We start from the raw sequence: 14,409 nt of genomic DNA, 5'->3' as shown, positions 1-14,409 counted from the left end.
GCGCGCCGCGAGACATGCGTGGTCAGGCGAGGGACGCCCAGCTCTTCCAGTAGGTGGCGTCTCCGGCCTGGACGCGGTTGGTGAAGGTGCCGGTGCCGGTGCCTGCGTTGAGCCAGAGGCGGTTGGAGGTGTCGCGGGAGACGAGGTCGTTCCTGCCGTCGCCGTTGAAGTCCCCGGCGCCGATGACCTCCTTGTAGGACTCGCCCCAGTCCTTGAAGACCAGGACGCGGTCCTTGAGGGTTCCGGTGCCGGTGCCGTTGTAGCGCCAGAGCTCGCCGGACTTGTCGAGGGCGAGCACGTCACCGATACCGTCGCCGTTGAGGTCTCCGGCGCCGATGAGGCGCTTGTATCCGGTCCAGGCGGAGCGGATCTTCACGCGGGGCAGGAAGCCCGTGGTGCCGTTGTGGGCGTAGAGGTAGACGTTGCCGGTGGCCGCGACGCGCGCCAGCAGGTCCGGCTTGCCGTCGCCGGTCTGGTCGCCGCTGGAGAGCACGGTGTCGTAGGCGCTCCAGTCCTGGGAGAGGCGGCGGTAGGCGGAGTCGGGTGCGGGCAGGCCACCGCATACGGGGGTGTAGAGGCGGGCCTCGCCGCCCGGCAGCCGCACGACGAGATCGTTGCAGCGGTCGCCGTCGAAGTCGCCGAAGGACACGATCCGGGTCTCCTCCGCCCAGGGGCGCACCTGGAAGGTGCGGACCGGGTCGGCGGTGTCCTGCGTGAACAGGTTCATCGCGTCGCTGAGGGAGGTGCCCAGGACGTCCGAGCGGGTGTGGTCGGCGTAGTCGTGCCACTTGGGCAGGGCCCGGGTGCCCGTGGTCGCGGTGAACGACGAGCGCGAGGAACCGTCATCGGCCGACTGCGTCCAGACCGCCAGCGGGCGGCCCTTGTCGTCGGTGGCCACCCGGCCCGCGCTGCTGGTCCCGTCCTTCAGGACGTTGAGGGTGCGCGGCTTCGACACGCTGCCGCCCGCGAGTGTCTGGGCGACGAAATCGCGGCGGATCGTGCTGCCGAGTTCGAAACGCTTCTGCGTGTAGGTGACGACCACCGAGCCGGCCGCGGTCTGGGTGCTGCTGACCGAGTCCTTCTCGGCGTACCCGTTCAGCTGCCTCGCGGCGCCCCAGGTGCCTCGGGAGGCGAGACGCGTCGCCACGACCGGGCTGCCCGAGCCCACCGCCGTGACATCGCCGTTGGGGGCCGTGAACAACTCGGCGGGCGCGGACCCGCCGGCGTCGACCCCCGTGCTCTGTGCCGTCCCCCAGTCCGCCGCACCGGCCGGCTTGCGGGCGTAGTCACCGCGGGAGAGCAGGTGGAAGCCGCCCTGCGGGTGAGCGGCCAGCGCGACCTGATCGGGCTTCTCGCCCAGTTGCGGCAGATCGCGCGGCGCGGCCCAGGCGCCTGCCCCGGCGGGCTTCTCCAGGTACTTGTAGTGCCACTTGTACGCGGTCGGGTCCGGGTCGACCCCGTCACCCGTGTAGAAGCTGTTGCCGCCCCAGACCACGGCCAGGGCGCCGTCGCCGGCGACGGCGAGGCGCAGGTCCCGCAGCGTGTAGACGTACGTGTTGTCGTCGCGGACGATCGGGTCGGGAAGCCGGTCGAGGGTCACCGGTGCGGACCAGGCCCCCTGCGGGCCGGGCCGTTCGACGACGGTCAGCCGGTGGTCCCCGTCCATCCAGGCGACCGCCTGTCGGCCCGCGGCGTTGGCCGCGATCGTGGTGACGCGCGCCCGCGAGGAGAACCAGTCGGTCGCGAGCGTGCCCGTCACGACGTCCTCGGCCGGACCGAAGGCGGTGGCGTCCGGAGCCAGCCGGGACATCCGCAGCGTGCTGTGCACCCCGTCGGACGCCGTCACCCACCACAGGAGCGAGAGCGCGCCGTCGTCCGTCCGCTGGAGCGTGGCGCCGGGCGCGGGCTTGGCCGACTGCCAGGTGCCGCTGCCCGCGGGCCTGACCGAGAGCACCGTCTCGCCGCCTTGCGTGAAGAGTGCGGCCAGAGTGCCGTTCCGGGCCGACTTCAGGTCGATGACGGCAGTGACCCCGGGCAGTTCCTTCGGGGCGGCCCACGGGCCGAGCCCGACCGGGACCACGCCGGTGTTCACGGCCGGCGCCGTGGCCGCTTGAGCACTCGGAGCGGTGAAGGGCAGCGCGAGCGCGGGAACGAGCACGCTCCCCAGGAGTGCGCGGGACAGCGTGGACATGTGGAAGGCCCCCCCGGGCTTGGTGCGATGAAAGTAGCCGCAGCGTATATCACCCCAGGTCGTGGGCCCGAGGCCGCTCACCTGCGGGGTTCGGCTGCCCGGCGGGCGGGCTCGGCGGGCTGTGGCCGGGGCCGGCTGCCGCTGTTCCCCTCAGGGTTTCGGGGAGTGGGGGTCCCCTCAAGCCCCCGGGCGCGGGGGGAGGGCCGGGGGCGCAGTCCCCGGCCCCACCGCCGCACTTCGCCCCACCACCGTCCCCGCGCGGTCGATGCACACCACGTCCACCGTGACCGGCGCGCCGCGGAGCACCCCGAGCGCCTGGTCGCGGGCGGCCGCGGCCACGAGGTCGCCGAGGGGCACGCCGCGCGCGGCGCACAACTGGAGTGCGGCGAGGCCGGTGTTGGCGTTCGCGACCTCCTCCGCCAGCGCCTCGTCCGCCCCGCCCGCCCGGGCGAGCTCCGCGAGGAAGCCCTTGTCGACCTGGGAGCGGGCGGAGTGCAGATCCAGGTGCCCGGCGGCGAGTTTCGACAGCTTGGCGAAGCCGCCGCAGACGGTGAGCCGCTCCACCGGGTGCCGGCGCACGTACTTGAGCACGGCGCCCGCGAAGTCGCCCATGTCGAGGAGCGCGTCCTCGGGAAGGCCGTACAGCGAGACGACGGTCTTCTCGGACGTCGACCCCGTACAGCCCGCGACGTGCGTGCGGCCCGCCGCCCGGGCCACGTCCACACCGCGCCGGATCGAATCGATCCACGCGGAGCAGGAGTAGGGGACGACGATCCCGGTCGTGCCCAGGATGGACAGCCCGCCCAGGATGCCGAGGCGGGGGTTCCACGTGGAACGGGCCAGCTCCTCGCCGTGGTCGACGGAGATCGTGATCTCGACGTCGGCGGCGGCGACGCGGTGCCGTGCCGCGACCTGGGCGACGTGGTCGCGCATCATCTGGCGCGGTACGGGGTTGATCGCAGGATCTCCCACGTCCAGGGGCAGTCCGGGGCGGGTGACGGTGCCGACTCCGGGACCGGCCCGGAAGACGACACCGGAACCGGCCGGCAGGAGCCGTACCGTCGCGCGGACCAGCGCGCCGTGGGTGACGTCCGGGTCGTCGCCCGCGTCCTTCACGACGCCCGCCATGGCGTACCCGTCCGTCAGCTCCTCCGCGGCCAGCGCGAACGCAGGGGTCTGCCCCTTGGGCAGCGTGATCGTCACCGGGTCGGGGAAGTCGCCGCCGAGCAGTGCCGTGTACGCGGCGGTCGTCGCGGCGGTCGCGCAGGCGCCGGTGGTCCAGCCGGGGCGCAGGCCGGTGTGCTTGAGTTGGGCGCTGCGTCCGCCCGAGGCCGCAGGCTCACCCATGGAGGTCCCCCGTGCACATCCTCGTCCTCGGCGGTACGACGGAGGCCCGCGCCCTCGCCGGATCGCTGCACGCGGGTGCGTGCGGGCCGGGGGTGCGGGTGACGACGTCGCTCGCGGGCCGGGTCGCCGCGCCCCGGCTGCCCAGGGGCGAGGTGCGGATCGGCGGCTTCGGCGGGGCGGAGGGCCTCGCCGCCTGGCTGCGCGAGCACCAGGTGGACGTGCTCATCGACGCCACCCATCCTTTCGCCGGGACGATCAGTTTCAACGCCGCGCGCGCCGCGGGCCAGGCCCATGTTCCCCTGCTCGCGTTGCGGAGGCCCGGGTGGGCCCCGGTGGCGGGCGACGACTGGCACACGGCCGGCTCCCTGGCGGATGCGGCGGAGGTGCTGCCCGCGCTGGGCCGCCGGGTCTTCCTGACGACGGGCCGCATGGGCCTCGCGGCCTTCGCGCACCTCGACGACCTCTGGTTCCTGGTCCGCTCCGTCGACCCGCCGGAGCCCCCGCACCCCGCACGGATGGAGATCGTCCTCGACCGCGGCCCGTTCACCCTCGACGGCGAGCGCGCGCTCCTGTCGCACCACGCCGTCGACGTCCTGGTCACCAAGGACAGCGGCGCGGCGGCGACGTCCCCCAAACTCACCGCGGCCCGCGAGGCAGGCATCCCGGTGGTCGTGGTCCGCCGCCCGCCGGTCCCCGAGGGGGTGCCGGTGGCGGCGACCCCGGAGGAGGCGCTGGCGTGGGTGGGAGCACTCAGGCAGACCTGACGCCCGTTGAGCGGACGGGACCGGCGTCAGCAGACGTGACGGTCGCGCGCGGGGTCGTACAGGTGGCTGTCCCGGAACTGGGACGCCGCCAGCGTCCGGCCGACAATGATCACCGCGGTCTTCGTGATCGCCGCCGCCTTCGTCTGCTCCGCGATGTCGTCGAGGGTGCCGCGGAGGACCACCTCGTCGGGGCGGCTGGCCATGGCGACGACCGCCGCCGGGCAGTCGGCGCCGTAGTGCGGCAGCAGCTCCCCGACGACACGGTCGACGTAGCGGGCGGCCAGGTGGATGACGAGGAGCGCGCCGCTGCGGCCGAGGGTGGCCAGGTCCTCGCCGTCCGGCATGGGCGTGGCCTGCTGGGCGATCCTGGTCAGGATCACCGTCTGGCCGACGGTCGGCACAGTCAGTTCACGCTTCAGCGCGGCTGCGGCCGCCGCGAATGCCGGGACTCCCGGCACGACCTCGTACGGGATCCCGGCCGCGTCCAGCCGCCGCATCTGTTCCGCCACCGCGCTGAAGACCGAGGGGTCGCCGGAGTGGAGCCGGGCGACGTCGTGGCCCTCCTCGCGGGCGCGGACGATCTCGGCGACGATCTGGTCCAGGTCGAGCCGGGCGGTGTCGACGAGGCGCGCGTCCGGCGGGCATTCCGCGAGCAGTTCGCGGGGCACGAGCGAGCCCGCGTACAGACAGACCCGGCACGACGCGAGCGTCCGTGCGCCCCGCACGGTGATCAGGTCGGCGGCGCCGGGGCCCGCCCCGATGAAGTAGACGGTCATCGTTCACTGCTCCTTGGTGACGGACCACTGCGTGACCGGCATGGCCTGGCGCCACCCGGTGAAACCCCCGACGGGCACGGCGTGGGCGACGGCCAGCCGTACGAGCTCGCCGCCGTGGCGCCGGTAGCGGTCGGCCAGCAGCGCCTCGGACTCCAGCGTCACGGTGTTGGCGACCAGCCGGCCCCCGGTCGGCAGGGCGGCCCAGCAGGCGTCCAGCAGTCCGGGCGCGGTGAGCCCGCCGCCGATGAACACCGCGTCGGGTACGGGCAGTCCGGCCAGTCCCGCCGGCGCGGCGGCGCTCACGACGCGCAGGCCCGGCACGCCGAGCGCCTCCGCGTTGCGGGCGATACGTCCGGCCCGTACCGGATCGCGCTCCACCGTGACCGCCCGGCACGAGCGGTCCGTACGCATCCACTCGATGGCGATCGACCCGGACCCACCGCCGATGTCCCACAGCAGTTCCCCGGGCGCGGGCGCGAGGGCGGCCAGCGTCGCCGCGCGGACGTGGCGCTTGGTGAGCTGGCCGTCGTTCTCGTACGCCTCGTCCGGAAGGCCGGGCACGGCGGACAGCCGCAGCGCGCCGGGCGCCCGCACGCACTCGACGGCGACGATGTTGAGGGGGTCCCCGGGGGCGTGCGGCCAGCCGTCCGCGGTGCCGGTGACATGCCGCTCCCGTACCGAGCCCAGCTGTTCCAGCACGTGCATCCGGCTCGGCCCGTATCCCCGCTCCCGCAGCAGCGCCGCCACCTCGCCGGGCGTGCCCGCTCCCGCGCTGAGCACGAGCAACCGCCGCCCGTCGTGCAGCGCGGCCGCGAGCGAGCCGAGGGGCCGGCCGACCGAAGTCACGGTCCCGGTGTCCTCCAGCGGCCAGCCGAGGCGGGCGCAGGCGTACGACACGGACGAGGGGTGCGGCAGGACGCGCAGGGCGTCCCCGCCGAGCTCCTCCGCGAGCGCGCGGCCGATCCCGTAGAACATGGGGTCGCCGCTGGCCAGGACGGCCACGCGCCGCCCGGCGTGGGCGGCGAGCAGCCCGGGCACGGCGGGACGGAGGGGCGACGGCCAGGCCACGCGCTCGCCCGGGCACTCCTCGGGCAGGAGGTCGAGCTGGCGCTTCCCACCGATGATCACGTCGGCGGCGCACAGGGCGGCGCGTGAGGTGTCGGGCAGCCCGGCCCAGCCGTCGGCACCGATCCCGACGACGGAAACGGCGGGGCCGGCGGGGCGGGGGTCGGGGCTCACGGACCGGAACTCTACTGTTCCGGTCCGCCACCGCCCACCGGCCCCCGGGAGAGGTGGGCGCCGGGGCGACGGGCCGGTGCGGCGGCTCGGGGAGATGCCCGGGCGGGCGTCACACCGCGCCCGGGCGGATCGCGATCAGACGACGGAGTTGTACATCGGCTGAGTGATGAACACCACGCCCGTGAGCTGCAGCCCACGGAAGGGGGCGCGCCCGTCGCCCGTACCGGGGTAGAAGTACGGGCCGTTGGGGCCGTACGCGAACAGGTCGGCATGGCCGTCGCGGTCGCCGTCACCGATGCCGACGATGTGGGTGTAGGCGTTCCAGCCGCCGCCGATCCTGGTGCGGGCGGCGAAGGTACCGTCGCCGCGCCCCTGGTAGAGCCACAGGACGCCGTCCTTGTCGCGGGCGACCAGGTCGCCGGCGGTTCCTCCGGCGATGTTGCCCACGGCCGTGAGCTGGTTGTAGATGTTCCAGCCGGTGCCGATCTTCACGCGCGACTTGTAGGGCGCGCGCCAGTCGCCGGTGCCCTTGTAGAGCCACAGGACGCCGCTGGTGTCGGTGGCGAGGAGATCTGACTTGCCGTCGTTGGTGAGGTCACTGCCGGCGGCGATCTTGTTGTAGATGCCCCAGCCGCCGCCGATCCTGGTGCGGGCGGCGAAGGTACCGTCGCCCTTGCCCAGGTAGAGCCAGAGGACGCCGCCCTTGTCGCGGGCGACGAGATCTCCGGCCGCCGGGCCGACGATGTTCCCGGCCGCCTCGATCTGGTGGTAGATGCCCCACCCGCTGCCGATGAGCTTCTGCTCGGACTCCACCAGCTGCCCGGCGTTGGCGTACGGGGAGTAGTACGAGTCGGAGCGCCACAGCCGGCCCGAGGCGTCCCTCGCGAGCACGTCCGGCGAGCCGTTGTCGGTGTAGTCGTGCAGCGCGGCCTTGCGGACGACCTTGAACGTGCCGGAGGAGGTCAGGGTCGGGCCGATACCGTTCAGCGGCCGTGCGCTGATCTCCCACGTGTAGTCGCCGTTGTACGCACTGTGGGACAGGCCCAGGTCGCCCTGCCACTCGTAGCCGAAGTCCGGTGTCTCCGGGTGGTAGAGGTACGCGACGTCCGTCTTCCCGGTGCGGACGTGGCGCAGGGTGACCTTCAGCTCCGCGTTGCTCCGGGACAGCTCCCAGTTGAGCGGCACCCGGCCGCGGTTCTTGTCGAGGTCGATCACGGCGGGGATGTTGTGGCCGACGAGCGTGAGCTTGGTCGGCTCGCCGGTGCTCGCCACGAGGGTGGCGGCCGGGGCCCCGTCGGCCTCGGGGGCGATGCGGTAGACGCCCTCGCCCTCCGCGACCGTACCGCCGCGCACGAACTGAACGCCATCGGGCGCGGTGCCGGCAGAGTCCACGTGGTCGAGGAGTTTGCGGGTGGTCCCGTCCGTCAGGTGGTAAGCGGTCAGCGCGTACAGAGGGCTCGTGTCGCCGTTGGTGAGGCCACCACGGTCGCTGTACGTCACCCAGTCGCCCACCAGGCCGACCTCGATCTTGCTTGCCCACTCGTCGCCCAGGGGGATGCGCCGGATCGTATCGGTGCCGCGCGTGCGGACGACCACCGTCGCCCGGTACGTGCTGGTGTCGTACTCGACCCAGGCGAGGTGCGTCGCGGTGACCGCGACGTCTCCGTTCGCGGCGGCCGCGGGCACGGGGTAGGTCTCGGTCACGGAGCCGGTGGCGAGGTCGAGCAGGCCCCAGTGCTTGTCCGACGTGCCGGTGGTGAAGGACACCAGGGCGTGCTCGGCGGTGCCGGCCGTGACGGAGACACCCTTGGCGTCGGCCGGGAGGCCGGTGGCCGTCACGGTCCCGCCCGCCTTCGTGTGCATCCGGAGCTCCTTGCCTCCGGTCCCGTTGTTCGCGGTGCTGAAGAGGGCCTTGCCGGCAGCTCCCGCGTACGCTTCGCCGATGGGCGTCAGGGGGGAGATCTTCAGCAGCTGTTGTCCGGTGGCCATGTCCATGAGCTGGGCCTCGGAGGGCCGGCCGATCGCCACGATGTCCCCGGAGCCGGTGGCCTGGACACCGAACTGTGCCGACCAGTCCGTCGAAGAGCCGTCCGAGGCGCGGATCCAGGACCGTGTCATAGCGGACTTGTCCAAGGTGAGGAAACCCGTCGCGGTCACCCCGTAGAGTTCGGCGCCCCGCGGGAACGGTGTGACGGACTGCGCGGCCTCCGTCGTGGTGCCCTCAGCGGCCGGGGCGGCGATCGCCGGGGCGGTCAGGCCGGTCGCACCGAGGGTGACGGCAAGAACGGCGGTGACGGCTGCGGCGAGCCTGCGCCGGACCGGGCGTGCGTCATACAAGATCGTTCCTCCCCAGAGGCACCAGGCGCACCACGCGCCACACCGGTCAGACTCTTGATCAGGTGCCTTGGTTGTACGGGGGTATCGGGCCGTAGGGCGCCGAGTGCCGATCTCCTCGCGCGTACGGAACGCGGGTACCGGTCGCCCGCCGGCCGGTGCAGCCGCGGCTGGCACGGACCCGACCCCCTGCCGCCACCCGGCGCGGGAGGCCGCTCCTCAGGAGGTCGCGTCGGCAGCGAGGGCCGACTGATCACTCCGGGCCGCCCTCATCACTTCTGGGCGTGTTCGCCCACGTAGAACAGCAGCCAGACGAAGCCGGCGAAGAGGTGGGTCGCGAAGACGTACACGAAGACGCGCAGGGCGACGCCGCGCTCCTTCCAGCGCTCGTGGTCGCTCTCGCTCACGGTGGCCTCCTGTCCGTACGGGTACGTCGCTCACGTACCTCGCTCATACCGCTCCAGAGTACGGGCGGAATAGAACCGCGGCGCCGCCCGTTCCAGGTGACAGTTTAAGATTCAACCAACTGGAACCCCTGGAGGAGAGCGCGATGCAGTTCGGGATCTTCACCGTCGGTGATGTGACCACCGATCCGACCAACGGCCGCACGCCGACCGAGCACGAGCGGATCAAGGCGATGGTCGCCATCGCGCTGAAGGCCGAGGAGGTCGGGCTGGACGTGTTCGCGACCGGTGAGCACCACAACCCGCCGTTCGTGCCGTCGTCCCCGACCACGATGCTCGGGCACATCGCCGCCCGCACCGAGAACCTGATCCTGTCCACGTCCACGACGCTGATCACCACCAACGACCCGGTGAAGATCGCCGAGGACTACGCGATGCTCCAGCACCTCGCCGACGGCCGCGTCGACCTGATGATGGGCCGCGGCAACACGGGACCGGTCTACCCGTGGTTCGGGCAGGACATCCGCCAGGGCATCCCGCTCGCCATCGAGAACTACGCGCTCCTCCACAAGCTGTGGAGGGAGGACGTCGTCGACTGGGAGGGCAAGTTCCGCACGCCGCTCCAGAGCTTCACGTCCACGCCGCGGCCGCTGGACGGCGTCCCGCCGTTCGTCTGGCACGGCTCCATCCGCTCGCCGGAGATCGCCGAGCAGGCCGCGTACTACGGCGACGGCTTCTTCCACAACAACATCTTCTGGCCGGCCGAGCACACCCGGCGGATGGTCGAGCTGTACCGGAAGCGGTACGCGCACTACGGGCACGGCACGCCGGAGCAGGCCATCGTCGGTCTGGGCGGACAGGTGTTCATGCGCAAGAACTCGCAGGACGCGGTGCGCGAGTTCCGTCCGTACTTCGACAACGCGCCCGTCTACGGGCACGGCCCGTCGCTGGAGGACTTCACCGAGCAGACCCCGCTGACCGTCGGCTCCCCGCAGGAGGTCATCGAACGCACGCTGTCCTTCCGCGAGTCCGTCGGCGACTACCAGCGCCAGCTGTTCCTCATGGACCACGCCGGCCTGCCGCTCAAGACCGTGCTGGAGCAGCTCGACATCCTCGGCGAGGAGGTCGTCCCGGTCCTGCGCAAGGAGTTCGCGAACCTGCGGCCCGCCGGGGTCCCGGACGCGCCCCTGCACCCCGCCGTCGCCGCCCGCCGCACCGCCGACAAGGAGGCCTGACCATGGAGCCGTTGAAGCTCGTCGCCGTATCCGCCGGGCTGAGCAGCCCCTCGTCGACCCGGCTGCTCGCCGACCGGCTGGCGGAGGCAGTACGCGACGAACTCGCCGGACAGGACCGCAAGGTGGAGGTCGAGGTCGTCGAGCTGCGCGACCTGGCCGTCGCCATCGCCAACAACCTGGTGACCGGCTTCCCGCCGCCCGCGCTGGGCGCCGCGATCGACGCCGTCACGGAGGCGGACGGCGTGATCGCCGTGACGCCGGTCTTCACGGCCTCGTACAGCGGCCTGTTCAAGTCCTTCTTCGACCTGATCGACCCGCACGCCCTGACCGGCACTCCGGTCCTGGTCGCGGCGACCGGCGGCACCGCCCGCCACTCCCTCGTCCTCGACCACGCACTGCGGCCGCTCTTCGCCTACCTGCGGGCACTGGTCGTGCCGACCGCCGTCTACGCGGCGTCGGAGGACTGGGGCTCGGGCGGCGACGAGTACACCGAGGGCCTGCCCACGCGGATACGCCGTGCCGGCGGCGAACTGGCCGGGCTGATGACGGCGGTCCGGGACGCGCGGGACGCCCAGGACCAGGAGGAGGGGGCCGACGGGACGACGGAGTTCGAGCGTCAGCTCGCCGACCTCCGCTTCGACTGAACGCGACTGGGGCGGGAGCATCCGGCCATCCGCCCCGGGAGCCGTTCCCCCGGCCGGCAAGGCCCGGCCCTGCGCACACAGGGCCGGGCCCTGTCGTACGCCCTCCTCAGCTCACAGCTCGACCACGTCCGCCACCACACACCCCACGTTGTCCGGTCCGCCCGCCTCGTTCGCCAGGGTGACCAGGGCCCGTGCCGCGTCGTCCGGGTCGGGGACCGTCGCCGACACGCGGCGCAGGTCCGCTTCCGGGACGACCGTGAAGAGGCCGTCGGAGCAGAGGACGTAGCGGTCCCCGGCCCGGGCCTCGTGGAGGTGGATGTCGGCGTGGGCGGGGGACGAGGTGCCGTCGATGGCCCTGAGGAGCATCGCTCGCCGGGGGTGCGACGCGGCCTCGTCCTCGGTGAGGCTGCCGTCGTCGATCATCGACTGGACGACGGTGTGGTCATGGGTGATCCGGAAGAGGTCACCGCCGCGCAGCAGATAGGCCCGGGTGTCGCCGATGTGGACGAGGCCGAGCTGCGAACCGGTCCACAGCAGGGCGGTCAGGGTGGTGCCCGACTCCGGGAGGTCCTGGACCGCGCGGTTGGCGAGCTGAACCGCGTCGGCCAGGAGATTGAGCAGCTCGCCGGGGTCGGCGGACACGCTCTCCAGCGGACGCAGCACGTCGATCGCCGCGCTGCCGGCGCGGGCGCCTCCCCCGCCGTACCCATCGGCGACGGCCAGCAGGCGCGGGCCGGCGTACACGGAGTCCTGGTTGGTGTCGCGGACGAGACCGCGGTCGGAGAGGGCCGCGCAGCGCAGGCCCAGAGGGGCGGTGAGCCGGGACATCGAAGGGTCCTTCCTTGCTGCCGCCGTGGACAGCCGGTCGACGAGGAAGGCCGCGAGGTCACGCCGCGCCGCGGTCTCGGCCTCCACCCGCGCCCAGTAGGCGCGGATGTCCCGGGCCGCCGCGTCCGCGTCCGTCGCATACAGCTCGCAGACGGACCGGATGCGGGCGAGCGGCATGCCGATGCGCCGCAGCCACGCCACCAGCCGGGCGCGCTCCAACTGCGCCCGGTCGTAGTAGCGGTAGCCGGTGACCGGGTCGACGCGGGCCGGGGGCAGCAGGCCGAGCTCGTCGTAGCGCCGCAGGGTCTTGGCCGACAGCCGCGAGGCCCGTGCGAACGCCCCGATGGTCAGCAGCGTCATGCCCGCTCCCCCCGTTCCTCTCTTCCTCGTACCGGGTGCCTCACCCGGCCCCGCCGATGCTGGGGCTTCCCCCGCCGGGAAGGTCAAGCAGTCGCCCGGGGAGGACTCCCCCGGCCCGGTCCGTCCCTCACTTGCGGTTGTAGAGACGCATCGTCACCGCGCCGAAGACGACCACGAAAGCCGCCGACCAGCCCAGCGTCCGGCCGATGTCCGCGGTCGGCCAGTTGCCCGCCATCAACTCCCGGACGGCGGTGGCGAGATGGGTGACGGGGCTGTTGTTGACGAAGGCCTGGAGCCAGCCCGGCATGGTCTTCGGGTCGACGAAGACGTTGCTCAGGAAGGTCAGCGGGAAGATCACCATCATGCTGACGCCCATGACGGACTTCTCGGTGCGCAGGAGCAGCCCGAACATCGTCCAGATCCAGGAGAAGGCGAAGGAGAAGACCATCAGCAGTGCGACGCCGAGCAGGATGCCGACCGCTCCGCCGTCCGGCCGGTAGCCGATGATCACGCCGACCGTCAGCATCACCGCCGAGGCGATGACGTAGCGGACGACGTCGCCGAGGAGATAGCCGACCATCGGCGCGGGCCGCCAGATCGGGAGGGTGCGGAAGCGGTCGAAGACGCCCTTGTCGATGTCGGTGTTGATGGCCACGCCCGTGTACATCGTGATCATCACGACGCTCATCACCAGGATGCCGGGCAGCAGGAACTGGATGTACGCGTCGACCGAACCGGCCAGCGCCCCTCCGAAGAGGTACGTGTACATCAGCACCATCATGATCGGGAACGCGGTCACGTCGAAGAGCTGCTCGGGCACGTGCTTGATCTTGAGCATGGCCCGCCGGCCGAAGGTGAGCGACGCGGAGAGCGCGCTCGGCCGCGGCGGGCGGTCCCTGGCCACGAGCAGGGCGGCCAGCTCCTCGGCCTTCGGGGCGGACAGGGGGAGGTCGTCGGTCTCCTTGGTGGCGACGGTGCTCATGCCAGGGTCTCCTTCGTCTCCGCCACCGGCGTCGCCGCGGCCTGCTCGTCCGTCGCGCCTGTCGTGTTCGTCGCGTTCGTCGCGTTCGCTGTGTTGTTCCGGTCCGTGAGGGCGAGGAACACCTCGTCCAGGCTGGGCTGGCCCAGCGCGAAGTTGTCGACGGTGATGCCCGCCCTGGCCAGCTCGGACAGCGCCCGCGCGGCCTGCTCGGCCGCGCCCAGCTCCGTGCCGTGGCCGTTGACCCTGGCCGTCAGGGCGACCGGGTCCGGGTCCAGCTGGACCGTCGCGTTCAGCGTGAGCGCCAGGACCCGCTCGGCGTCCGGGCGCCGGTCCGCGTCGCGCAGGCGCAGATGGACCGCGCCGGAGCCGACGGACGCCTTCAGCTCGCCCTTCGTGCCCTCGGCGATCACCCTGCCGTGGTCGATGACGGCGATGCGGGACGCCAGCTGGTCGGCCTCGTCCAGGTACTGCGTGGTCAGCAGCACCGTCGTGCCCTGCGACACGACGGCCCGCACGATGTCCCAGACCTGGTTGCGGCTGCGCGGGTCGAGACCGGTCGTCGGCTCGTCCAGGAACAGCAGGTCCGGGGTGTTGAGGATGGACGCGGCGATGTCGATACGGCGCCGCATACCCCCCGAGTATTTCTTCACCTGCCGGTCGGCGGCGTCGGTCAGCCCGAACGCGTCCAGCAGCTGCGCGGCCCGCTCCCGGGCGGCCGGCTTGCGGTGGCCGAGCAGCCGGGCGAGCAGCAGCAGGTTCTCGGTGCCCGTCAGGTCCTCGTCCACCGAGGCGTACTGCCCGGTGAGGCTGACCCTGCTCCGTACGGCGTCGGCGTCCGCCAGCACGTCCTTGCCGAAGACGCGGGCCTCACCGCCGTCCGGCCTGAGCAGGGTGGCCAGCACCTTCACCGTGGTCGTCTTGCCCGCACCGTTCGGCCCCAGGAGGCCGTACACGGTGCCGGCGGGCACGCGGAGATCGACGCCGTCGACGGCCCGGTTCGCACCGAACACCTTCACCAGGCCCGTCGTCTCGATGGCCAGATCTGTCCTCATCGTCGGTTCCTTCGCTCCGGCGAAACAGTCTTCCAGGAGGTGCAGACTCCCGCCGTCGCACAAACTCACCGCCGGCAGCCCGGTGAAAACCGACGCCGCGGGGGGGGGGGAGGGGGGGCGGGGGGTCCGTGGGCGGGGGGTGGGGGGGGGGTGGGGGGTTGGGGTGGGGGGCTGGGTGTCGGGTGGGTGGGGGTGGGGGTGGGGGGTTGGGTGATGGCGGATACGAGGAGCCATTCGGCGGTGCCGTCGGGGG

General features: G+C 72.6%; 12 protein-coding genes. 3 read left to right on the top strand and 9 right to left on the bottom strand.

The genetic code is table 11. From position 1 onward, the window contains the following. Positions 1–22: 22 nt before the first annotated feature. Positions 23–2,191 (bottom strand): FG-GAP repeat domain-containing protein, encoded by a 2,169-nt coding sequence (locus ACFV9O_RS01475; protein ID WP_385410922.1) that lies wholly within the window; start codon positions 2,189–2,191, stop codon positions 23–25. Between the two features lie 177 nt (positions 2,192–2,368). Further along, the gene (locus tag ACFV9O_RS01470; RefSeq protein ID WP_385410920.1) at positions 2,369–3,538 is read right to left on the bottom strand and encodes a cobalt-precorrin-5B (C(1))-methyltransferase; all 1,170 of its coding nucleotides are present in this window, start codon (positions 3,536–3,538) and stop codon (positions 2,369–2,371) included. Between the two features lie 11 nt (positions 3,539–3,549). Here ACFV9O_RS01470 and ACFV9O_RS01465 point away from each other — a divergent pair, with 11 nt between their 5' ends. After that, the gene (locus ACFV9O_RS01465; RefSeq protein ID WP_385410918.1) at positions 3,550–4,302 is read left to right on the top strand and encodes a cobalt-precorrin-6A reductase; all 753 of its coding nucleotides are present in this window, start codon (positions 3,550–3,552) and stop codon (positions 4,300–4,302) included. A 26-nt stretch (positions 4,303–4,328) separates the two neighbouring features. Here ACFV9O_RS01465 and cobM read toward each other — a convergent pair whose 3' ends face one another. The 4 genes from cobM to ACFV9O_RS01445 form a co-directional block, all read right to left on the bottom strand. Then, the gene (cobM, locus tag ACFV9O_RS01460) at positions 4,329–5,078 is read right to left on the bottom strand and encodes a precorrin-4 C(11)-methyltransferase (RefSeq protein ID WP_385410917.1); all 750 of its coding nucleotides are present in this window, start codon (positions 5,076–5,078) and stop codon (positions 4,329–4,331) included. Between the two features lie 3 nt (positions 5,079–5,081). Beyond that, positions 5,082–6,317, bottom strand: a complete 1,236-nt coding sequence (cbiE, locus tag ACFV9O_RS01455; protein WP_385410916.1) for a precorrin-6y C5,15-methyltransferase (decarboxylating) subunit CbiE — start codon at positions 6,315–6,317, stop codon at positions 5,082–5,084. 135 nt (positions 6,318–6,452) lie between these two features. Then, positions 6,453–8,654, bottom strand: coding sequence for an FG-GAP repeat domain-containing protein (locus ACFV9O_RS01450; protein WP_385410915.1), 2,202 nt, complete (start codon positions 8,652–8,654; stop codon positions 6,453–6,455). Positions 8,655–8,923: 269 nt separating this feature from the next. After that, entirely contained in the window at positions 8,924–9,058 is a 135-nt protein-coding gene (locus tag ACFV9O_RS01445) for a DUF6126 family protein (protein ID WP_385410913.1), read from the bottom strand. A gap of 143 nt (positions 9,059–9,201) precedes the next feature. Between ACFV9O_RS01445 and ACFV9O_RS01440 the strand changes: the two genes are divergently transcribed. Further along, positions 9,202–10,290 carry an LLM class flavin-dependent oxidoreductase gene (locus tag ACFV9O_RS01440; protein ID WP_385410911.1) on the top strand — a complete coding sequence of 363 codons (1,089 nt, stop codon included), beginning with the start codon at positions 9,202–9,204 and terminating at the stop codon, positions 10,288–10,290. Positions 10,291–10,292: 2 nt separating this feature from the next. Further along, positions 10,293–10,934, top strand: a complete 642-nt coding sequence (locus ACFV9O_RS01435) for an FMN reductase (protein ID WP_385410910.1) — start codon at positions 10,293–10,295, stop codon at positions 10,932–10,934. A gap of 111 nt (positions 10,935–11,045) precedes the next feature. On the opposite strand, the gene ACFV9O_RS01430 is transcribed toward ACFV9O_RS01435, so the two are convergent. The 3 genes from ACFV9O_RS01430 to ACFV9O_RS01420 all read right to left on the bottom strand — a co-directional run bounded on the left by ACFV9O_RS01430 (position 11,046) and on the right by ACFV9O_RS01420 (position 14,156). Beyond that, positions 11,046–12,122: a MerR family transcriptional regulator gene (locus ACFV9O_RS01430; protein ID WP_385410908.1), complete on the bottom strand. Its 1,077-nt coding sequence runs from the start codon at positions 12,120–12,122 to the stop codon at positions 11,046–11,048. 127 nt (positions 12,123–12,249) lie between these two features. After that, entirely contained in the window at positions 12,250–13,104 is an 855-nt protein-coding gene (locus ACFV9O_RS01425) for an ABC transporter permease (RefSeq protein WP_385410906.1), read from the bottom strand. Beyond that, positions 13,101–14,156, bottom strand: coding sequence for an ATP-binding cassette domain-containing protein (locus tag ACFV9O_RS01420; RefSeq protein ID WP_385410905.1), 1,056 nt, complete (start codon positions 14,154–14,156; stop codon positions 13,101–13,103). The genes ACFV9O_RS01425 and ACFV9O_RS01420 overlap by 4 nt, the downstream gene beginning before the upstream one ends. Positions 14,157–14,409: the final 253 nt, after the last annotated feature.

This window comes from Streptomyces sp. NPDC059909, from assembly GCF_042730885.1.
GTDB lineage: Bacteria > Actinomycetota > Actinomycetes > Streptomycetales > Streptomycetaceae > Streptomyces.
This window is presented reverse-complemented; position numbering and strand designations above follow the sequence as displayed.

What these genes read in the sequence shown, in the direction of transcription:
- ACFV9O_RS01475 (WP_385410922.1), bottom strand. Translation starts at nt 2,191, where the DNA reads ATGTCCACGCTGTCCCGCGCACTCCTGGGGAGCGTGCTCGTTCCCGCG.
- ACFV9O_RS01470 (WP_385410920.1), bottom strand. Translation starts at nt 3,538, where the DNA reads ATGGGTGAGCCTGCGGCCTCGGGCGGACGCAGCGCCCAACTCAAGCAC.
- cobM (WP_385410917.1), bottom strand. Translation starts at nt 5,078, where the DNA reads ATGACCGTCTACTTCATCGGGGCGGGCCCCGGCGCCGCCGACCTGATC.
- ACFV9O_RS01440 (WP_385410911.1), top strand. Translation starts at nt 9,202, where the DNA reads ATGCAGTTCGGGATCTTCACCGTCGGTGATGTGACCACCGATCCGACC.
- ACFV9O_RS01435 (WP_385410910.1), top strand. Translation starts at nt 10,293, where the DNA reads ATGGAGCCGTTGAAGCTCGTCGCCGTATCCGCCGGGCTGAGCAGCCCC.
- ACFV9O_RS01430 (WP_385410908.1), bottom strand. Translation starts at nt 12,122, where the DNA reads ATGACGCTGCTGACCATCGGGGCGTTCGCACGGGCCTCGCGGCTGTCG.
- ACFV9O_RS01425 (WP_385410906.1), bottom strand. Translation starts at nt 13,104, where the DNA reads ATGAGCACCGTCGCCACCAAGGAGACCGACGACCTCCCCCTGTCCGCC.
- ACFV9O_RS01420 (WP_385410905.1), bottom strand. Translation starts at nt 14,156, where the DNA reads ATGAGGACAGATCTGGCCATCGAGACGACGGGCCTGGTGAAGGTGTTC.